The 21,483-nt window shown below is 34.4% G+C and carries 14 protein-coding genes; 12 read left to right on the top strand and 2 right to left on the bottom strand.

Annotation, left to right across the window (positions count from 1 at the left end; translation table 11 throughout):
• The first annotated feature begins 197 nt into the window (after positions 1-197).
• The gene (locus tag AABL87_RS11880; RefSeq protein WP_341277400.1) at positions 198-1,943 is read left to right on the top strand and encodes an ABC transporter ATP-binding protein; all 1,746 of its coding nucleotides are present in this window, start codon (positions 198-200) and stop codon (positions 1,941-1,943) included.
• Between the two features lie 5 nt (positions 1,944-1,948).
• Positions 1,949-3,712 (top strand): ABC transporter ATP-binding protein, encoded by a 1,764-nt coding sequence (locus AABL87_RS11875; protein WP_006261626.1) that lies wholly within the window; start codon positions 1,949-1,951, stop codon positions 3,710-3,712.
• A gap of 472 nt (positions 3,713-4,184) precedes the next feature.
• Here AABL87_RS11875 and AABL87_RS11870 read toward each other — a convergent pair whose 3' ends face one another.
• Positions 4,185-5,444, bottom strand: coding sequence for a DUF7507 domain-containing protein (locus AABL87_RS11870; RefSeq protein ID WP_006264107.1), 1,260 nt, complete (start codon positions 5,442-5,444; stop codon positions 4,185-4,187).
• A 771-nt stretch (positions 5,445-6,215) separates the two neighbouring features.
• Here AABL87_RS11870 and AABL87_RS11865 point away from each other — a divergent pair.
• The 4 genes from AABL87_RS11865 (at position 6,216) to AABL87_RS11850 (ending at position 12,142) form a co-directional block, all read left to right on the top strand.
• Positions 6,216-7,805 (top strand): helix-turn-helix domain-containing protein, encoded by a 1,590-nt coding sequence (locus AABL87_RS11865; RefSeq protein ID WP_341277399.1) that lies wholly within the window; start codon positions 6,216-6,218, stop codon positions 7,803-7,805.
• A 6-nt stretch (positions 7,806-7,811) separates the two neighbouring features.
• Positions 7,812-8,909 (top strand): helix-turn-helix domain-containing protein, encoded by a 1,098-nt coding sequence (locus AABL87_RS11860; protein WP_341277398.1) that lies wholly within the window; start codon positions 7,812-7,814, stop codon positions 8,907-8,909.
• A gap of 182 nt (positions 8,910-9,091) precedes the next feature.
• Positions 9,092-10,651, top strand: coding sequence for an NAD(P)/FAD-dependent oxidoreductase (locus AABL87_RS11855; protein ID WP_341277397.1), 1,560 nt, complete (start codon positions 9,092-9,094; stop codon positions 10,649-10,651).
• 555 nt (positions 10,652-11,206) lie between these two features.
• Positions 11,207-12,142: a hypothetical protein gene (locus AABL87_RS11850; RefSeq protein WP_006264104.1), complete on the top strand. Its 936-nt coding sequence runs from the start codon at positions 11,207-11,209 to the stop codon at positions 12,140-12,142.
• Positions 12,143-12,280: 138 nt separating this feature from the next.
• Here AABL87_RS11850 and AABL87_RS11845 read toward each other — a convergent pair whose 3' ends face one another.
• The gene (locus tag AABL87_RS11845) at positions 12,281-13,171 is read right to left on the bottom strand and encodes a DMT family transporter (protein WP_016649051.1); all 891 of its coding nucleotides are present in this window, start codon (positions 13,169-13,171) and stop codon (positions 12,281-12,283) included.
• A gap of 88 nt (positions 13,172-13,259) precedes the next feature.
• Between AABL87_RS11845 and AABL87_RS11840 the strand changes: the two genes are divergently transcribed.
• The 6 genes from AABL87_RS11840 (at position 13,260) to ilvB (ending at position 21,478) form a co-directional block, all read left to right on the top strand.
• Positions 13,260-14,705, top strand: coding sequence for an aminotransferase-like domain-containing protein (locus AABL87_RS11840; protein WP_341277396.1), 1,446 nt, complete (start codon positions 13,260-13,262; stop codon positions 14,703-14,705).
• A 123-nt stretch (positions 14,706-14,828) separates the two neighbouring features.
• Positions 14,829-15,464, top strand: a complete 636-nt coding sequence (locus AABL87_RS11835; RefSeq protein ID WP_041892863.1) for a LysE family translocator — start codon at positions 14,829-14,831, stop codon at positions 15,462-15,464.
• Positions 15,465-15,522: 58 nt separating this feature from the next.
• Complete coding sequence (locus AABL87_RS11830; RefSeq protein ID WP_341277395.1) at positions 15,523-16,011, top strand: PaaI family thioesterase; 489 nt, start codon at positions 15,523-15,525, stop codon at positions 16,009-16,011.
• 318 nt (positions 16,012-16,329) lie between these two features.
• Positions 16,330-16,959 carry a hypothetical protein gene (locus AABL87_RS11825; protein ID WP_025124246.1) on the top strand — a complete coding sequence of 210 codons (630 nt, stop codon included), beginning with the start codon at positions 16,330-16,332 and terminating at the stop codon, positions 16,957-16,959.
• Positions 16,960-17,664: 705 nt separating this feature from the next.
• The gene (gene ilvD / locus AABL87_RS11820; protein WP_341277394.1) at positions 17,665-19,368 is read left to right on the top strand and encodes a dihydroxy-acid dehydratase; all 1,704 of its coding nucleotides are present in this window, start codon (positions 17,665-17,667) and stop codon (positions 19,366-19,368) included.
• A gap of 415 nt (positions 19,369-19,783) precedes the next feature.
• Positions 19,784-21,478 (top strand): biosynthetic-type acetolactate synthase large subunit, encoded by a 1,695-nt coding sequence (gene ilvB / locus AABL87_RS11815; protein ID WP_006265716.1) that lies wholly within the window; start codon positions 19,784-19,786, stop codon positions 21,476-21,478.
• The last annotated feature ends 5 nt before the right edge of the window (positions 21,479-21,483 follow it).

Below are 21,483 nucleotides of genomic sequence, written 5' to 3'. Positions count from 1 at the left end.
AGGAAACAGGAAACAGGGAACGGGAAATGGGAAACAGGAAACGGGGAACAGATGGCATGGTAGCTCAAAGTAGGGAGACTTTGCAACGAGAACAGAACAAAAAACGATTTCACAGTTTCACGATTTCACAAAACAACAAAATCACAAAACAACAAAATCACAAAACAACAAAATCACAAAACAACAAAAACAATAATATGGCAACAGATAATGTGCTATGGCGTATCGTAAAACCAGTCAAGAAGAAGCTAAACTTTGCAATGGCTCTTTCTGTGGGTTCTACTTTATTGACAATAGCCAATTTAATAATATTAAGTTACCTAATTAATGCACTGTATCACGGAAATACAACACAATTGTTGTATCTATTCGGAGCGATGATCTTATGTGTAGTAGTTAGTTATGTATTACGTCTAAAGTCATTTGACGTATCCCATTACGCAGCTTTTGATTTAGAAGCTATTTTGCGTAAGAATATCAGTCACCATTTGGCGAAGTTACCATTAGGGTTCTTGACTGAGACAGGTTCAGGAGCATTGACTAAAATCTTAAATGAAGATGTTCGTTTATTACATGGATTTGCAGCAGATAGTACCCCTTTATTTGTGCGTACGTATGCTTTTCCAGTAGTTACTTTGGTTGCATTATTTTGGTTTGATTATAGAGTAGCATTAGTTTGTCTAGCTATTCTTATCGTAGGGCTTGGGTTCTTAGCATTAGCGATGAAGAATAAGACAGAAGTAACACATCAATTTAATAAAGCAAAAGAAGATATTAATGTGGCCGTGATAGAGTATGTACAGGCAATGCCTGTAGTACGTGTATTCGATGGAGGAGAGAAATCATTTGTGCGTTATGAGAATGCCTTACAACGCTATTTATCTATTATCACTTTGTGGTTTAAGGAAAACGGATTGAATGCTAAGTTGTCCATGTTTATTTTAAACCCGCTACCTACATTTATTATTTTACTTGTATTAGGGACGTATTGGTTCCAAGAAGGGTCTTTGAGCTTTGTGTCTTTTGTAGCCTCTTTATTACTGGGGACAGGAATGATAGAGTCTATTTTGCCTTACCGAAGTTTGACTAATGTGATCTCTAGAGCTGCAATTAGTGCAAAGCGTATAGAAGAATTACTAGAAGTAGAACCTTTAACTTCTACAGGAGAACAAATTTCTGTAAATGATACAACCATAGAGTTTGACAAGGTATCTTTTACTTACCCTGGTAGAGAGGACAAGGCATTAGATAATATCAGTTTTACGGTGAAGCCAGGTACTTTTACTGCTATCACAGGAGCATCAGGAGCAGGAAAGTCTACTGTAGCTCGTTTGTTACCTCGTTTTTGGGATGTTAGTGATGGAGAGATAAAACTAGGCGGAACCGATATTCGTCAATTAAAGCCTGAGGTATTATTAGATACAATATCATTTGTGTTTCAAGACAACTTTATCTTCTCTGATACGATTGCAAACAATATCAGAATGGGCGCAGAGGAAGCTACCTTAGAAGAAGTAATGGAAGCGGCTAAGGCTGCCCAAATACACGATTTTATTATGCGACTTCCTGATGGGTATGAGACCTTAGTAAAAGAGAGAGGGAATAACTTCTCAGGTGGACAGAAGCAACGTCTAGCGATTGCTAGAGCGATCTTGAGAAATAAACCAATATTGATACTTGATGAGGTAACTTCATTCTCAGATACAGAAAACGAACTATTACTGATGCGTGCTTTCCGCAATTTGATGAAGGACAAAACTGTCATTATGATCGCTCATAGATTAGAGACAATCAAGAATGCGGATCAGATTATTGTGATGGATAAGGGAAGTATTAGCGAGATAGGAACACATGAACAATTAGCAGCTAATCAAGGAATATATCAAGCGATGTGGCAATCGTATACACAAGCGAGAAATTGGCATATTAAATCAGATAAATAATAGAGATGAGTAAAGTACAAACAAATAAGAGCAGTTCTTTTATCGGTATATTATCTAACCTGATTAAAGCAGCAGGTCCGATGGGTGGACGACTGCGAATGAGTTTAATATTGATATTGTTGTCTTCTGTTTTTCAAGGAGCAGCTTATACTTGCTTTTACCCTATTTTTATGAATATAGGGAAGGGAAAGCCTGAGCAAGTATGGTTTTACATCTGGATAGCATTAGGCTTCGTCGTGATTAGTGCTATCTGTAGATGGATAGGGCAAGACTATGACTACGGAGGTTTTTCTTCACAGGCACAGTATGACCTTCGCAAGAGACAAGGGGAGAAACTGAGAGAGATGCCTTTAGAATTTTTATCTAATAAACGCTCTGGAAAGTGGAGTGCCGTGATTAGTAATAATGTAGATGAGGTAATTTCTTACACCATTACAGTGTCGAGTTTGATGATGTATGGAGTGATTACACCTATATCAGTAGGGCTGATGACTTTCTTCTTTGACTGGAAGATAGCGATCGTTATCTTGATTTTATTCCCTGTGATCATCCCGTTATATCGCTGGAGAAAACCCGCTTATGACCGTGGAATGTATTATCTAAATGAAGTACACTCTGAGCTAAATGCAGAGTCTATAGAGTTTATCCAAGGCTTACCTGTGCTTAAAGCAAGTAATGGTATAGAGCGTATCGTAGCTCGTTTAAACAAAAGCATTGATAAAGTAAGAGAAGTGCAAATCTTCGGGCATGGCAAAGGGAGTACTCCTAATCTGATTATTACTTCTGCTTTAGAAGTAGGGATGTTAGTATCCTTGGGATTGGGAATATTGTTTGTGCTAAAAGCAGATAGCAATATGATGGTCATGACAGCCTTAATGATTATTGTGATTCGCTTCTCAGAGTTGATCTCTAGCTTTGTACCCATGACCATGATATTTAGTCTGATGGAAGCAGGATATAAGCAAATCACAGCGATGTTAACTGCTCCTGTCTTAGAAGTAAAGACACCTCAAGCGAAACCTACCTCTTATGGTATAGAGTTTAAAGAAGTAGACTTTTATTATGAAGATGCTCAAGAAAAAACTTTGTCTAATATCAACTTATCTATTGCACCGAAGTCTATTGTAGCTTTAGTAGGGCCTTCAGGTTCGGGTAAGACTACGCTGGCAAGAATGATTATGCGTTATGCAGATTGTCAGAAGGGGAGCATTAGTATAGGAGGAGTTGATATTACTAATTTGAGTCAGAATGATTTGTTGAGTATGATATCTGTGGTATTCCAAGAGGTTTATTTATTTGATGATACCATAGGTAACAATATCCGTATGGCGAAACCTACTGCTACTCAAGAAGAAATAATAGACGCGGCTAGGCGTGCTCAATGTCACGATTTTATCAGCCAATTGCCTAAAGGGTATGATACGCCTATAGGAGATATGGGAAATACCTTATCAGGTGGAGAACGTCAGCGTATCTCTATTGCGAGAGCACTGCTTAAGAACAGTCCAATAGTCATTCTAGATGAACCAACGTCTTCTCTAGACTCTTTAAGTGAACTTGCCGTACAGCGTGCTATCGATGAGTTAGTGAAAGAGAAGATTGTGATTATCATTGCACATAGGTTATCTACAGTCAGAGGTGCGGATAAGATATGTGTCTTAGAAAAAGGTCAGATAGTAGAAGAAGGAACACATGAAGCCTTAATGATAAAACAAGGTAAATACTGTGATCTATGGGAAGCAGAGAAGCAAATAGAGGCTTTGTTTTAAGAAGAAATAGCAATTGTATTCTATAGATTAGAAGGACTAAGGACAGATAGTAGACTCATTTGATAAGCTTACCCCAAGTTCGCTTTTCCTTAGTTCCTTTTATGTAAAAGCTTGTGATATTGTATCACAGGCTTTTTTGTTTTAATGGTGGTAGAGATTACACAGTACTAATTTTTGAAACCTATTTAAAATAAAAAGAAGCCAGGGATATCTGGCTTCTTTGAGTTATTGTAAGTCTTGTTACATGAAGGTAAAGTACAAGTATTTGCAATTTAACAAGATGTGTTTCTTGTTAATAGATATTTTATTCTATAAAAAGTAGAACAGATTTTAGCGAATAGAGGGGACCTTGTATTTAAAAAATTTAAGATTAACATATATTATTAATAATTATGCTTCTTGAGGGAGAAGAATATAAAAATAAATATTTGCTGTCTAATATAAATTTAGCTTACAATAACTATTATTTATTTTATTCTAGATTTAGCATGAGTTGCCTCACATGAGGATTGGTTATAACTAAATTGTATTCTTTTAATAATACAATAGTACACTTCTTACAATCTGCTAAAAGTCCTGGGTGACCAGGTGTGTCTAATGGCAATGGATTAGGATCATAAGATGTCGCTGTTGCTGTTTTGAATTTAAAATCTTTAGCTGATGCAGAAGCAATGTTGTATACAGCTTTTCGATTAATATCCTCTTGAGTAACAGGATATATTAATGTATAAACCCATTCTTCATTTACATCTAATAAATTATTATTATTTATATCCCCACTGATAAACTCTGGAATCAGGTTATTACCTACCATTTCATCAATTAGTGTAATGTTTTTTAATGCGACATTACCTATGTTTTTAATTTTAAAAGTATAATTAATTGTTTCTCCTACAGAAGCATAACCTTGATTTACAGTAGTTGTATTAAAAGCGCCTACTTTAGTTAAACTAATGGCTGGTTTTGTTTCTCCAGTTTCACTACAAATACCTTCTATTTCTGCTTTTAATCCAGGAGGCCACATAGACTCACATGCTAGAGGATCAGTACACAAATTAGCTGATCCTGGTGAGACATGCGCTAATCCAGCCAAAGCGAACCAATTTACTGATGATGAGTCTGATAATTTAGCTCCAGGAGTTCCAGATGCAGGAGCTCTATTTACTACGTTTGCACTTTCATGCCCTTTACCTACATATTTTACCATAGGATAATGAATAGAAGCTACAGATAAAGTAGCACATACATTAATATTAGCTCCATCACTTAAATTAAATTGTGCTTTGGCTGTTTTACTACTATCTCCATCAGCTGGATCTAGTTGAGATATTGAACCATTAACACTGAAGAAGCTAAAGTCTCCTACATTTACTATAGCATTGTTATTACTTCTTATTTCACCAATATTGACTGCTCCTTTAAAGAAAAAACCTGCATTGTCACAGATGTTGATTAATCCCCCTTTCATATGCATTGTTCCTGATGCTTGTAGGATTACCCCTTCAGGAATATATAATTCAGCATTTGGCTCAATAGTGAAAGTACTTCCTGCAATTAGAAGGTCTTTGTCAGTGAAATATTTCTTTCCACTTTGCAAGATATTAGTTGATGCTGTTAACAATATTGCATCAGAAGGTATTTTACAATTTATATTACTAGCAATCCCTTGATAGAAGGAAAATAATGTCAGAAGTAATAATGTTGTGTTTAATAATTGTTTTCTTTTAATCATAGCTTGTTAAAATAAGTTATAAAAAGCCTCTAAAATGGTGATTATTACACCACCTTAAAGTAAATAACAACTGTTAAATTTACATGATGTATAACCTATACAAAAGTCGATTAGCATTTGTTATTATGTGAGTCAAAAGTCTTTAAAAATGTAAATAATCACTTCTCAAAAAAAAATTAAAAAGTATGCCAATAATTTGAAACAACTATGTATGTAGCTGTAGGTTAGTCTCTTGTGGCTTATTTTGTTGCTTTACAGTTTTAAAATTTTATTTTTTAATGCAGTTTGAGAATTTTAACACTTCAAAGAATTAAAAATGTATAAATTTCACAAAAAATAAAGTAGAATTTTCTAAAATATTGATACGTGGAAAGTTTATATCTGTAAGTCTTTGTGACTAATGGAAGCTATGTAACAGTAGTGTGATGAAGTAAAGATGTGATAGAGTTTTAAATTGTACAAATAGTAATGAATTCTTTTTTTTACTAGTTGAAAATATAGAATATATAATTTAAAGGTATAAAAATAGTGATTTTGATATTTTTTTTAATAATAATTACCAATAAATTAGGTTTTGTATTTTTTTTAGTATAAAATTCTTCTGAACTTTGCAAAAATTTGAATATCTAAATTAGATTATAGTATTAATTTGTCAAGTTTGGAGTTGCTTCAGGTATATTCGAGTTTTTAGAAGATTTTTTTTAAAATCGTAGAATTATAAAGACATTTTGTTAAGTTTTGTTTTGACGAAAAAGGATAAGGTAAAGTTGTATGATGAAAAAAAGCATAAGGTATGTAGTATATGTATTTCTTCTGTTTACTGTATTAATACAGGCAAAACACAATGATACAGATATTTTATTGGCTAGGATATTAACTGAAATAAGACCTATTGATAAGAATAGAGCTTTCTTTATTACTGATTCTATTTATCATCATAATTCTAATGTACATACTAAAGTACATGCATTATTTATTAGTGCTTATTTGTATCATGATGACTTTGATATTCCTAATTCTTTAGGAAAAGCATTAAAAGCAATTGAACTAGCTGAAGCTAACAAAAGCTATAAGTGGTTAAGCAGACTTTATGGTTTTGTTGGGGCAGAGTATAGTCGTTTAGAATTGTTTGGTGAGGCAGTACATTATTTTGATAAAATTGAAGATATACTACCTAAAATTAATGACGAATACGATCGTGTTTTTTCTACCTATTATTACCACCATTTGCTATCATCTTCTTATTATCAACAAAAGGATTATAGCAAGGCATTAGAAAGCATTCATCAAAGTGAAATTTATCTGAATAAAATTTCTTCTTTATTGCTGCATGGAGATGATTATTTAGGTTCTAATGAACAAAATAAAGGGATTAACTATTTAGAGCTTAAAGAATATGATAAAGCTAAAGAAGCTTATGAAAGAGGTTATTCCTATATAAAAGAAAGCGCTCAGTTTGAAAATTCTTTAACAACAGCTTATATCTATGTAGGTTTGGCTCAAATAAGCTTTCAACAAAACAATAAAGTACCAACAGAAGAAATACTACAATATTACTTAAAAGGTCTACATATAGCTATGATTAATAGTAATAGAGATTTAAAGGAAAGTATTTATTTTTATTTAAGTGAATATTATGAATACAGTGGAGATATTGTAAATTATAGTAAATACAATAAAGCTTATCTACAAGAGAAACAAGCTAAGGAAGATTTTAGAGTTGCTACAGTTAATGAATTATTAGAAAAACAGTATATTCAAAAAGAAAAAATAGATATTAAAAATAAGAAGTATTTTACTGTAATAGTCTCTTTTTTAATAGCTCTGATAATTTTACCAATCGCTTTTTATGTATGGCGCAAAAGAGATAAAAAAAATAAAATAGAAGAAGATATACCTAACCCAAATAGTTTTTTATATCAACTAATACATATAAGTAAGGAAAAATTGCCTTCTCTATTTGAAAGTGTTGTGTGGAATGAAACGGATCTAGTTGATCAATCTGAGAAATCTATTATTGATGGGATAAAAAAATTTGAACAGTCTAAAGGATATTTAGATAATATGGTGACTATAGAATCTCTAGCAAGAGTATGTAATACTAATACAACAACTATAAGTCGCATATTAAAAAAGACTAAAAATATAGAATTTAAAACTTATATATCTCAGTATAGGTTATTAGAAGCAGTCACTCTTCTAAGGTTTGAAGAAAAATATAGAAACTATAAGATAGGGCATTTAGCAGAAGTGACTGGGTTTAGTTCACATAGTAGTTTTACTATTGAGTTTAAAAAAATAATAGGGGTAAATCCTTCTTTCTTTATTCAGTATCTCAATGAAGTTAAAAATAAAAAATAATGCTTAATGGAGATGTATACTTTATATGATATATCATTAGTTATTGCTATTACTATTTTATTGGTAGTAGGTGTAACAAATCTATCATTAATCCAGAGATTAAAAAAAACGAAAACTGATGTTCAAAAGGTGAAAGAACAATTCAATATCATTATTATCATATATTGTATTATTCATTTCATTTCCATTATACTCAATGCAAAGGACTCCTTTACGCATGTAACATTTAGTTTTCTTTTTTTGATATGGCCCAATATATATTTTATTTATTTAGAGTCAGAAAATAAAAGATTTGATATTACTAGTTACTATATTACCTTGTATGGATCTTATGTAATGAGTGTTGTAACATTAATTGTTTTTTTTGTTTTTGATTTTTATGACGAACTTGCTTTTCCGATAGAATTTTTTGTTTGGGGAATATTACTAATGGTAATAGGATATTATTTGTATTTATTCGTAGTAAATAAGTTGTATAATCAAGATAAAAATGCGATATCAAGATTGGCTTTAATAGGAATATTACTTACTGTAATAAGCCTATTATTTAGTAGCTTATCAGAAAGTCTAATAATGGTAACCTGCATTAGTTATATTGTATTTTTGTTTTTCTTTGTTTGTTATATTGTAATGATGAACAATAGTTTAATTATTCAATTAAGTAAGAGTATAAATTTAGTATCATTTTCATCTAGAGATTATAATGGAGATAAGTATGTTGATAATGAATATAGAAATGAGAAATCACTTTTTAGTTCTAAACAATTAATGGCTATTACTAAATCTTTAGAAGAATTACCAAGTGAATATTTTTATAATTCGTATTTAGATTTAAGTCAATTAGCTAGTTCTTTACGTATATTAAATCATGAATTGAGTTATTATTTTTCATATCATTTAGCTACCAATTTCAATCAGTATATCAATAATATAAGAGTAATTAAAGCTAAAGAATTATTAGTATGTAGAGAATATATAGATAAATCTGTTAAAGATATAGGCGAGGAAGTTGGTTTTAGTTCAAATGCTTCGTTTTATAGGGCCTTTAAAGATAAGTATGGCATTCCTCCTTCTGAATGTAGGAAAAAAAATATAATAGAGTAAATTACTTTCTATAACAAGTTATCTTATTCTAGTAAATAACTAATAATTAGTTTTTTAGTATGGTTTTCTGTATTTTGTGTACGGGATGTCAAAAAAATACTGAATGACTATAAAATAGTAAAAAAAGCTAAGTGATTTTAGTTTATTTTTGCGCCTTTAATTTTTATTTGCTTTATAAAAAAATGCCACAAGAATTACAGTTACAAGTTCTTCCTGAAGTTGCAGGTACAGCGGATTTATTGACGCAGTACGTTGCAAACCATGTGAAGTGTTCTCCAAAGGACATTAAGCATATCACGATCTTAAAGAGGTCTATCGATGCGAGACAACGCACCGTAAAGATCAATTTAAAGGTTGCTGTTTTTTTTGCCGATGAGGATGTCGTGCACAGACATATTGATTTTCCAGAGTATAAAAATGTAAAGGATGCTCCACGTGTTATCGTGGTAGGAGCAGGACCTGCGGGTTATTTTGCTGCCTTACAACTAATCGAGCTAGGGGTAAAACCTATTGTAGTCGAAAGAGGAAAAGATGTGCGAGGTCGTCGTCGTGATTTGAAAGCAATAAATATCGATCATATCGTTGATCCGGATTCGAACTACTGTTTCGGAGAAGGAGGAGCGGGGACTTACTCAGATGGTAAGTTGTATACACGTTCTAAAAAGCGTGGTGATGTCAATCGTATACTAGAGTTATTAGTAGCCTTCGGTGCATCACAAGACATCTTAGTAGAAGCACATCCACATATCGGAACGAATAAACTTCCGAAGATTATGCAAGATATGCGTGCTAAGATTGAGGAGTTTGGTGGAGAAGTATTATTTGAGAAAAGAGTAGTCGACTTTGTGATCAAAGGAAATGAAATAGAAGGAGTTAAACTACACAATGGAGACCTAATCGAAGCAAAGAAAATAATCTTAGCTACAGGACACTCTGCTCGTGATATCTATGAATTACTAGACCGCAAGAAAGTCTTGATAGAAGCAAAGCCTTTTGCCCTAGGAGTACGTGCAGAGCACCCACAGACGCTGATAGATAAGATACAATACTCTTGTGATTACAGAGGAGAGTTTCTTCCTCCAGCACCTTATTCTATCGTGAAGCAGGTCAATGGTCGTGGGATGTATTCATTCTGTATGTGTCCAGGAGGGGTTATCGCACCTTGTGCTACAGCACCAGGAGAAGTCGTAACCAATGGATGGTCACCGTCTAAACGCGATCAAGCAACAGCCAATTCGGGTATCGTAGTAGAATTGCGTTTAGAAGACTTTAAACCTTTTGAAAAGTTCGGAGCTTTAGCAGGTATGGAATTTCAAAAATCAATAGAACAACAGGCTTATAGGGTAGCAGGAGAGACACAGCGTGTACCTGCACAGCGTATGGTAGACTTCTCTCAGTCTAAAGTATCAGAGTCTATCCCTAAGACATCTTATCTACCTGGTACGACTTCTATAGAGTTAGGACAGGTATTCCCAGGCTTCTTGACGCAAATCATGAGACAGGGATTCCAAGAGTTTGGCAAGTCGATGAAAGGGTACTTCACAAATGAGGCTATCTTACACGCTCCAGAGAGTAGAACATCCTCTCCAGTGCGTATCCCTCGTGAGGATGATACCTTAGAACACCCTCAGATCAAAGGACTTTATCCATGTGGAGAAGGAGCAGGGTATGCAGGTGGTATTGTATCTGCTGCCATCGATGGTGAGAAATGTGCGATTATGTGTGTCGAGAGCATGCAGTAATTAATTGAGAATTTAGAATTAGGAATTAGGAGTGTATTGCCTACGGCATTTAATGGTTAACAGTTGTTAGTTGACAGTTAACAGTATTGCCTATGGCATTTGGCATGTATATCACGCAATCGTAGAGATGATCATATACACCCGCCACCTAGTAACCACAGTCTGTATAAGGTAGAGGCGCAATATCTCGCGTCTCACACAACGTATATCCATACCGTATACCACGCAATCGTAGGAATGATTACATACATCCGACACCTAGTAAATCATAGTTCTTTTTAAAGATATAAAATTTAATACTGAAGCCTAATTACGAGAGTAGTTAGGCTTTTTTTATTTTATAAACGTGTCAACAAGATATAACTAATACTTCTCAAGTCATCGCTATGCTAATTGCATGTTTATTCTTTGTCAACTTCTTCATGTATTTTAGGAGGGGGTAGAGACTAAATTGTTAATGTTCTCAATGTGTCATTCTTTGTCTAGGAAAGGAGAACGCTCTTCGGTAACTTTATGAGGAGAGATTATTCTTTATCTATTAATTAAATTAAAAATATGAATATAGCACTTGAAGAAATAAGTAAAAAAGAAATAAGGGCTGATTATCTTCCATTTCTTGAGGAGGTTGAAAAAATGAAGTTTATATGTAGTGATTCCCGTTGTGGTATTCCCGTAGTTCCTAGTAGTTTTAAGGAATATAATATTCAAGCACCTCATTTTAGAAAGTTAGTAGGATATACTCATCATGAAGATTGTGATTATGCTAAAAATAATACTATTTATGGGAAAGGAAAGAGTGGTCTGAAAATAACAGATAAGGAAGCTAAAAAGATAGGTTTTCCAAATAAATTTAATATTCTTGAAGAAGATATAACAAAAGAGAAAAAAGATGTATATAATCATAATGTTGGAAAGAATGTAGACTCTAAAAATAAAAGAAGACATACAGAAATTTCAAGTGATTTTTCTGATCATAAATCAAATCAAGTTTCATCTATAGAGAAAATAGTAGATTGTTATTTAAGTTTTCCAGCTAATAGGGATCAAAGAATAAAAATTAATAATATTCCTTTAGACTATGATACTCTTTTTAAAGAAATATTAGCTAATAAAAAGCATATTGGCATTCAAAAACAATTTTTCTTTTCAAAAGTTAAAGTGGCAACTGATAAATCAAGAAATTCTTCTTTTAAAGATTTTAGAGAAACAGTTTATATTAAATTGTTTCCTGCGGATTTTCCTGATGATGGAAAACCTTTTAAGCAATATGAATTGATTTTAGATAAAAATAAAATTTCAAATAAAAAACTTAGTATGGTGAAGATAAGTTTTGATAAAGCTTTTGATAAAATGCTTTTTGAACCTAAAAAAGGTTATGATTTGTATGTTTTTTTTATAGGAGATGCGCCAAAAGATAGTGAAGGTGCAAGTTTTAATTTAATTAATGGGTATATCTGCTTTAGATATACAGATATAAGAGACTCAATTTAATTATAAATTAGTATGAGAAAAAGCTGTGTTTAATTAAATAAAAGTAAAAAAATAATTGTAATACACCAACAAAAAAAACGCACTATAAAAGTGCGTTTTTCGTTAGTAAAAGGGTAATAATTGAAGAGAAAAAAATATCTATTTAGCAAACTTCTTACTTGCAGCTACACAAAGGATCACTCCGAAAGTGACGTATAGCATCGTAGGGCTTACTTTTTCGTTTAATACTGTTGCCGCTAATATCATCCCTAATAGCGGTTGTAATAATTGGATTTGACCTACTGTTGCGATTCCTCCTTGTGCTAATCCTTTATACCAAAAGATATACGCTAAAAACATACTCACAACAGAAATATAGAATAGTCCAAACCAAGATTCTCCACTTACTAGAGCTAAGTCTGTAGGTACCGTATAAATCATAATCGGCACTGTAAGAGGTAGTGAGATAATACACGCCCAAGAGATTACTTGATATCCTCCTAGTGTTTTAGATAGTTTAGCTCCTTCTGCATAGCTCTGTCCGCATAGGATGATCGCTAAGATCATTAGGACATCCCCGATAGGGTTAGAACTTACTCCTTGTGAGAATGCAAATCCAATCACTAAGGCACTCCCTAATAAAGAGAATAGCCAGAAGATAGGTTTAGGCTTCTCTTTACCAATGAATACAGCGAATATAGCTGTAGACAGGGGTAACATTCCCATAAATACCAATGAATGTGCTGAGGTGATGTACTCTAATGCCATCGCTGTCAATAGAGGGAAACCAATAACTCCTCCAATGGCAACTTTAATTAGTGGCCACATCTGTTCTTTGGTAGGGCGTTTTTCGCGAAGAGCTATTACGCAAGCTAGCGCTAATAAAGCTGCGATAACTGCTCTTGCTGCAGTGGCGAAGATAGGATCTAGGTCTTTAACCGCCATCTTAGTAGCAGGCATCGAACCTGCGAATAGAAGTACTCCAATAAATCCATTTAACCATCCGTTAGATGATTTTGTTGTTGCATTTAAAATGCCTGATTGTTCCATTATTCTGTTTTATTTAGGACAAAATTACCTCTATGTATAGGATTCACACAGTATCAGTTTTGTATATTTGCATGGGCACAGTTAGTAGATGAATATGAGCAAAACCTTTTTGTATAGTGAGATTGCAGAGAATATAGCTTCTCAGATTAGAAGTGGAAATATTAGAGAAGGAGAGAAGTTACCTTCCTTGCGCGGGTTATGCGCAGAATATGAGATTAGTATGAATACAGCAAGACGTGTTTTCTTAGAGTTAGAATCCCTGTCTTTGATTTATTCGAAACCTCAGAGTGGTTATTTTGTGAGTAAATTAAGTTATAAGAACTTGCCTCTTCCTGAGGAGAGTAATCCCATTTTATTAGCTAATCACTGTGAACCTAATGATATTCTTCAAAAAGTATATGCAAATATAGGTAGAGAAGACCTCTTATTACTATCTTATACCGTGGCGTATGGAGATATGTTGCCTATTGCTAAATTAAAGAAAGAAATAGTACAAGCCACTAGAGATTTGCCTACTGGTGGGGTACAATACGAACGATTAGAAGGCAACGCGAATCTGAGGAGAATGATTGCTTTGCGATCTTCGGGTTGGGGAGCTAATCTTCATGAAGAAGACTTGATCACCACAAATGGAGGGATGAACGCAGTAGCCCTTTGTCTAACAGCATTGAGTAAACCTGGAGATACTGTTGCGATAGAGAGTCCTTGTTATCCTGGTATTCTACAATTAGCTTTAGGGTTGGGGTTAAAGGTCTTTGAATTGCCGACTAATCCTAATACAGGAATAAAAGTAGAAGCGCTAAGAGAGGTAGTCTCAGAAATAGATATTTGTATTTTAATCTCAAATTACAATACTCCTGTAGGGAGCTGTATGCCTGATGAGAACAAGAAAGAGGTGGTAGAGCTATTGGCACAGCACGATATTCCTTTGATAGAAGATGATGTCTATGGTGATCTATGTTTTGAAGGTCATCGACCTACTTGCTGTAAGACATTCGATAAGACAGGAAATGTGCTTTGGTGTAGTTCTATCTCTAAAACACTTGCACCCGGGTTTAGAGTAGGATGGGTAGCACCTGGCAAGTATAAAGATAAAGTGCAAAATATTAAACTGATACAGTCTATCTCTTCCTCTTCCTTAGAACAAGAGGCTGTAGCTAATTTCTTAAGGTCAGGGAAATACGATAAACACTTGCGAAAACTAAGAAGAAAACTATATCAGAATTATCAGAACTATGCTAGAGTTATTCAGCAGAGTTTTCCTAAGAATATTAAGATTAGTCAGCCACAGGGAGGGTTGTCTTTGTGGATAGAGTTTAGTGAAGAGATTGATACTATAGAGTTATATGACTTGGCGATGAAGAAAGGAATTAGTATAGCTCCTGGACGGATGTTCACTTTGCAAAATCAGTATAACAACTCCATGCGATTGTGCTTTGGTTTGCCTTGGGATGTAAAATTAGAAAGCAAGATTAAACAGATAGGTTTATTAGCTAGACAATTGCAAAACTTAAAGACTGTTAATACAGAATAGGAATAGCTGAAAGGAAAAGGGAGTTGCAAATACACGTTGAAATAAAAGAGAAAAAGTAATTTGAAAAACTTATCTATCAAGAGAAAAAAATTACATTTGACTTGACTTAACCAACGATTATTTATGATTCCACTACACGATTTAATGCTGTTTGCGATAGCGGCAGTAGTCTTGGCTATTACTCCTGGGCCAAATATGTTATATCTTATTACGAGAACATTATCACAAGGCAAAAGAGCTGGGTTTATCTCTCTGATGGGAGTGATCTGCGGTTTTCTGTTTCATATTATATTAGTGTCTTTTGGATTGACGGCTATATTATTTACCATACCTTATGCCTATGCTATACTGAAGTGGACAGGTGCACTGTACTTAGTGTATTTGGCGTTTCAAGCGTTAAAACCTAATGCAAAGAATATATTTGATGTAGAACAAAGCGTTAAAGTAGATTCTCCAAGTAAGTTGTTCTCAATAGGTTTTTTAACGAATGTCTTGAATCCTAAGGTAGCAGTATTTTATCTCTCTTTGTTTCCCCAGTTTATTAAGCCAGCTTATGGATCTGTATTGTTACAGAGTTTAACATTAGGAACTACTCAATTATTAGTTAGTTTTATCAATAATTTCTTAATCGTATTATTTGCAGCTAAGATGGCTTCTTTCTTTCAGAGACAACCTTTATGGGTAAAAGTACAGAAGTGGTTTATGGGGAGCGTATTGTTGTTTTTAGCTTTTAAAATGGCTATTTCAAAGGGAAAATAGTGTTTCTGTTTTTAGGATTTAGTACTTTTAGCTCTAAACTAATCTAAAAAATAAAATTATGAGCATCAATAGAACGCGTACTTTCTCTTGGGAAGACCCTAATAAAACTTTAGAAGAGGCAAAGAAATTAAATGGATATGAGTTTCTAATGCAGGTATTAGAAGGGAATTTACCTATGGCTCCTATACAAGAAACAATCTCCTCTAGAGTAGTTTCTGTAGAAAAAGGACAGGTCATATTCGAACTAAAAGGAGAAGAGTTCCATTATAACCCAATAGGAAGTGTACATGGAGGTATCATTAGTACGGTATTAGATTCGGCAATAGGATGTTCTTTATTGAGTACCCTAGAGATTGGAGAAAGCTTTACCTCATTAGATTTAAAAGTGAATTTCTTGAGAAGAATAACTGCGGATTCACCAGTGCTAAAAACAAAAACAAAGATTATACATAAGGGGCGTACTACGGCTTACTTAGAATGTGAATTACTAGATGCAGAAGGCAAATTATATGCACATGCTGTGTCCAACTGTATGATCTTTAGATAATATATTAGCCCACTAAATAAGTGGGCTTTTTTGTGCTAATATTTCGCAGTGTAAAATCAAGATTAGTTTTTGACAATATAGTTGTTGTTTAATGTAAAGAATATGTGTTGATTATGAAATAAAAGGAGAGGTGATACGTTTTAACCCATATTAGCATTAGCCAAATACTACAAAGCAATTCTACTTCATAGTTCTTTCATTAGCTCTAAAACCATACTATAGTATGCTTTAATCACTAATTCAGACCTATTTTGTATAATTACTTTTCGTTTATATGTCTATTGCATAATCTGGGTTTAAAATAGTAAAATAAGCACAATGAAAAAGAGGTACTTTATTTTAATCATGATAGGTGTTATAATCACCCTTGGAGTAGTCTTCTCAGAAACTATTGTATTAAGATTAGTGGGAGTACAAGAGTTAGAAGTATTTTCTCAAAAGGATTATGAAGAATCTCTAGTTAAATTAAAAGAGAAATATCCTGAAAGAGCACAGTTTCTCATTAGTACACAAGAGCAGTTTATAAGTTATTCGTCTCTCGTAGAGAAAGACAAACAATATATTCTGACCAAACCTATACAGTTATTGTATTTTAAAGAGGATAGTCTAGTTTCTATACATTCTAGTTGTAATGTTCCTATAAATTATTGGACATGGAAGTTAGATTGGAATATAGACAATCGATTTGAACAGTTTCCTCCATTATCTAGCACATCTACATTAGACATAAAATTAAAACAAATACAAGATGTATATGGTTTTAGAAGGGAGAATACGTCTGAGAATACTTTGATTGTTTTTTGGAGCAGAATGATGGAGAAACAAGTATATGGAGCTTTAGAAACAGTAATTTATAATAAAAGATTATCGAATAAAAAGGAGAAGTTAAACACAATCTTTATCAATGTAGATCATGCTTTTTTAGGTAAAATAGTTTTAGATGAGTAATAATCTGACAGAATAAGAAGAAAAAGGATACCTCTAAAAGTGTCCTTTTTGCTTTTTTGGGGTATTTATAGAACTAAAAATAGTATTAATTAAAACTTTTTTTGAAGTTTTTTTACTAAAAAAAAGAGATGACTTTAATTATTTGATTTTTGAACTAAATAGAGTCTTTTTTTTGTTTTTTTTAGATGAAAATAGAGTGAAATACATCTTTTTTAAGCAAAAAAACACTTTTGGAGATGAAGCTAGTCGTAGCAAGACTTGACCTTGTTTATAGAAACTGTTTTTGACAGATTAAATACGGTTATTTGTTAAATATTTTTAGAGGTGATGTTGAAGGTAGTGGTTTTTTTATATTTTATACTGAATTTGTTTGTTTTTTACACTGTAAAACTGCCTATTTTTTGATTAAAATATTAAGTAAGTTGGTTTTTATTGTTTGGTTGTGTTAAATCAATTTATATCTTTGACCTATAGATCAGAAACAAAAAAGATGAAAAATTTAGTAAACATTCTAGTGGTTCTAATTATTGTGATTGTGGTAAACACATTTGCACGGGAGTCGCTATGCTGATTTTTTCTATCTAGAGATAAAGAATATTTGAAGCCTCCCATATTGGGAGGCTTTTTTTGGTTATAGCATTTTGCAATAAAACTTCTCTAGTCGTTTCGCTATCAAGGATATATAATCAACCAAAAAACACAATTATGAATGTATTGAACAAGTACAGTAGAGTAATCACACAAGACCAAACACAGCCAGCGGCACAGGCTATGCTCTATGGAATCGGACTGAGTGAAGAAGACTTAGATAAGGCACAGGTAGGTGTAGTGAGTATGGGCTATGAAGGCAATACCTGTAATATGCACCTAAACGATCTGGCAAAGTATGTAAAGCAAGGCGTCAAACAGAGTGGACTAGTAGGGCTAATCTTCAACACAATCGGTGTGAGTGATGGTATTTCGAATGGGACAGAGGGCATGAAGTATTCTCTTGTATCTCGAGATATTATAGCAGACTCTATTGAGACAGTGGTTAATGCACAATGGTATGACTCTGTCATTGCTATCCCAGGTTGTGATAAGAATATGCCAGGTGCAATTATCGCGATGGGGCGACTGAATAGACCAGCTATTATGGTATACGGAGGAAGTATACACTCGGGGAAGTACAAGGGAGAGTCACTAAATATCGTCTCTGCTTTCGAAGCCTTGGGCAAGAAGTTTAGCAACTCTATCTCAGAAGAAGATTACAAAGGGGTGATTAAGAATGCTTGCCCAGGTGCAGGAGCTTGTGGAGGGATGTACACAGCCAATACAATGGCATCAGCCATAGAAGCTCTGGGGATGAGTTTACCACATAGTTCTTCCTATCCTGCTCTAAGTAGTGAGAAGAAACAGGAGTGCTTAGAAGTGGGACAGGCTTTGAGAAATTTATTAGAGAAAGACATCAAGCCATCAGATATTATGACTAGAGAAGCATTTGAGAATGCGATGACGATGGTGATTACACTAGGAGGATCTACGAATGCAGTACTTCACTTAATCGCGATGGCACACGCTGTAGACATTGAGATTACACTAAAGGACTTTCAGGAGATTAGCGATAGAGTACCTGTCTTAGCAGATCTAAAACCTAGTGGAAAGTACCTTATGGAAGATTTACACAAAATAGGAGGGGTACCTGCTATTATGAAACATCTGTTGGATCAGGGATTATTGCATGGAGATTGTCTTACAGTGACAGGAAAGACAGTAAGAGAAAACTTAAGTCTAGCAAAAGACTTGGCTAAGAACCAAGATATTATTGTAGATATCACTGTTCCCATTAAGGAAAGTGGACACTTACAGTTTCTCTATGGTAATCTAGCAGAGAAGGGAAGTGTGGCGAAGATCAGTGGTAAGGAAGGTACGTTCTTTAAGGGGAAAGCAAGAGTATTTGATGATGAATATGCAGTTATCGAAAGTGTATCAGCTCAAGAAGTTCAGCCAGGGGAAGTAATAGTTATCCGATATTGTGGTCCTAAAGGAGGTCCAGGAATGCCAGAGATGCTTAAGCCTACTTCTGCAATTATGGGAGCAGGATTGGGCAAGAGTGTTGCTCTTATCACAGATGGTCGTTTTTCAGGAGGTACGCATGGTTTCGTAGTAGGGCATATTACTCCTGAAGCGTATGATGGAGGTACAATTGCATTAGTAGAGAATGGAGATATCATCAGTATTGATGTAGAGAATAGAAAGCTAGAGCTATTAGTTGATCAGAAGGTATTAGAAGCCCGTAGAGAAAAGTGGCAAAAGCCAGCACTAAAGTTTAAAAAAGGAGTGTTGTACAAATACTCAAACTGTGTGGCAGATGCATCAGAGGGATGTATTACGGATAGAATTAAGAATGTTTACCCTTCGGGGAATTAAGAATTTAAAATTAGGAATTAGGAATGTTTGGCTGCGCTATGAAAAGGGTTGTTCAAAGTCGGGAGACTTTGCGCAGTAAGACAGATCCGTCACATAATGTAGAAACGCATTTAGCCCGCACGCCTCCTGTCTCATTCACTAAAAATGTCTACTAGACATTTTCTTAACGTTCTGTCCTGTGTCACAGGGAATGGAAAACAGGGAATGGGAAACAGGGAACAGGAAAGTCAGGAGAATACACGTCACGGATTAAAAATCCGCACCATCACAACATCACGTCCTATCGGCACACAACGGTAGGGGCGAATTGCAATTCGCCCTACAAAACAACATCACGATATCACGTCATCACAAAAAGACGGTTTCACAACCTTACAACATCACAAAAAAAACGATTTCACAAAAAACACAAAATATGCAACAAGAAAAATTAACAGGAGCACAAGCAGTAATCTCTTCTTTGTTGTGTGAAGGAGTAGAGACGATATTCGGGTACCCAGGTGGGGCCATAATGCCCATCTATGACGCTCTTTATGACAAAATGGATGAGCTAGAACACATTTTAGTACGCCATGAACAAGGAGCAATACACGCAGCACAAGGATTTGCAAGAGCTTCTGGTAAAGTAGGAGTAGTCTTTGCTACTTCAGGACCAGGAGCAACTAATTTGATTACAGGGTTAGCAGATGCCTATATTGATTCAACACCTGTGGTGTGTATCATAGGACAGGTAACATCTCAATTATTGGGGACAGATGCGTTTCAGGAGACAGATGTAATAGGTATTTCGATGCCGATTACGAAGTGGAACTACCAAGTGACTAAGGCTTCAGAGATAGCACCTACTATTGCCAAAGCATTTTATCTAGCGAAGGCTGGAAGACCTGGACCTGTTGTGATTGATATCACAAAGGATGCTCAGTTCGGAATGACTGCTTTTGAATATAAACCATGTTCTGAGGTGAGAAGTTATGCTCCAGAACCTCCAGTCGATTTAGAACGCTTTCACCAAGCAGCTGATTTAATTAATAAGGCAAAAAAACCTTATTTGTTAGTAGGACAAGGGGTATTATTAAGTCATGCAGAACAAGAGTTAAAAGCCTTTGTAGAAAAGACAGATATACCTACTGCTTCCACGCTTTTAGGTTTAGGAGCATTGCCTAGTAATCATAGTCATTTCTGTGGAATGCTTGGAATGCATGGTGATTATGCAGCGAATGTAAAGACGAATGAGTGTGATGTATTAATCGCTATAGGAATGCGCTTTGACGATAGGGTAACTGGAGATGTATCTCGATATGCAAAGCAAGCTAAGGTTATTCATATTGATATAGATGCAGCAGAGTTAAATAAAATTATTAAGGCAGATATCGGAATACGAAGTGATGCTAAAAAGGCATTAAATACTTTGATTGAACTAGTAGAACAGCGTACTCATAAGGATTGGCTTTCTGAGTTTAAACAAGGCAAAGCATATGAAGTAGAACAGTTGAGAGTTCACAAACAGCAAGTCAATGCAGACAAGATTATGATGGAGGATGCTGTTAAGTTATTGACAGAATTGACAAAAGGGGAAGTTGTCATTGTAACGGATGTAGGACAACATCAGATGATAACAGCCCGTCATTATCAGTACAATTCACCTAAGACAAATATCACTTCTGGAGGATTGGGGACAATGGGGTTTGCTCTTCCTGCGGCTGTAGGTGCTAAGCTAGGCAATCCTCAACAAACGGTAGTTGCGATAGCAGGGGACGCAGGTTTTCAGATGAATATTCAAGAACTAGGTACAATTATGCAAAGTAATATAGGGGTGAAAATGATTATTCTAAACAACAGTTTTTTAGGAATGGTAAGACAGTGGCAGCAGATGTTCTTTGAGAAGAGGTATAGTTTTACGGAGATGAACAACCCTAATTTCGTAGGTATTGCTCAATCGTATAATATCAAAGGCAATAAAGTAGAACATGCAACTGACTTAAGACATGCATTAGAAGAGATGCTTGTTCATCCGGGAGCTTATCTATTAGAAATAGTAGTAGAGAAGGAAGAAAATGTATATCCAATGATTCCAACAGGAGCAAGTGTTTCTGATGTATTATTAAATTAAAAGAC

Origin of the sequence: Myroides sp. C4067, assembly GCF_038039665.1 — a bacterium.
Taxonomy (GTDB): Bacteria; Bacteroidota; Bacteroidia; order Flavobacteriales; family Flavobacteriaceae; genus Flavobacterium; species Flavobacterium odoratimimum.
This window is presented reverse-complemented; position numbering and strand designations above follow the sequence as displayed.

Bases quoted from the DNA above. Each gene is read 5' to 3' on its own strand.
- ilvB (WP_006265716.1), top strand. From the start codon at position 19,784: ATGCAACAAGAAAAATTAACAGGAGCACAAGCAGTAATCTCTTCTTTG.
- AABL87_RS11855 (WP_341277397.1), top strand. From the start codon at position 9,092: ATGCCACAAGAATTACAGTTACAAGTTCTTCCTGAAGTTGCAGGTACA.
- AABL87_RS11830 (WP_341277395.1), top strand. From the start codon at position 15,523: ATGAGCATCAATAGAACGCGTACTTTCTCTTGGGAAGACCCTAATAAA.
- AABL87_RS11880 (WP_341277400.1), top strand. From the start codon at position 198: ATGGCAACAGATAATGTGCTATGGCGTATCGTAAAACCAGTCAAGAAG.
- AABL87_RS11865 (WP_341277399.1), top strand. From the start codon at position 6,216: ATGATGAAAAAAAGCATAAGGTATGTAGTATATGTATTTCTTCTGTTT.
- ilvD (WP_341277394.1), top strand. From the start codon at position 17,665: ATGAATGTATTGAACAAGTACAGTAGAGTAATCACACAAGACCAAACA.
- AABL87_RS11875 (WP_006261626.1), top strand. From the start codon at position 1,949: ATGAGTAAAGTACAAACAAATAAGAGCAGTTCTTTTATCGGTATATTA.
- AABL87_RS11860 (WP_341277398.1), top strand. From the start codon at position 7,812: ATGGAGATGTATACTTTATATGATATATCATTAGTTATTGCTATTACT.
- AABL87_RS11835 (WP_041892863.1), top strand. From the start codon at position 14,829: ATGATTCCACTACACGATTTAATGCTGTTTGCGATAGCGGCAGTAGTC.
- AABL87_RS11850 (WP_006264104.1), top strand. From the start codon at position 11,207: ATGAATATAGCACTTGAAGAAATAAGTAAAAAAGAAATAAGGGCTGAT.
- AABL87_RS11870 (WP_006264107.1), bottom strand. From the start codon at position 5,444: ATGATTAAAAGAAAACAATTATTAAACACAACATTATTACTTCTGACA.
- AABL87_RS11840 (WP_341277396.1), top strand. From the start codon at position 13,260: ATGAATATGAGCAAAACCTTTTTGTATAGTGAGATTGCAGAGAATATA.
- AABL87_RS11845 (WP_016649051.1), bottom strand. From the start codon at position 13,171: ATGGAACAATCAGGCATTTTAAATGCAACAACAAAATCATCTAACGGA.
- AABL87_RS11825 (WP_025124246.1), top strand. From the start codon at position 16,330: ATGAAAAAGAGGTACTTTATTTTAATCATGATAGGTGTTATAATCACC.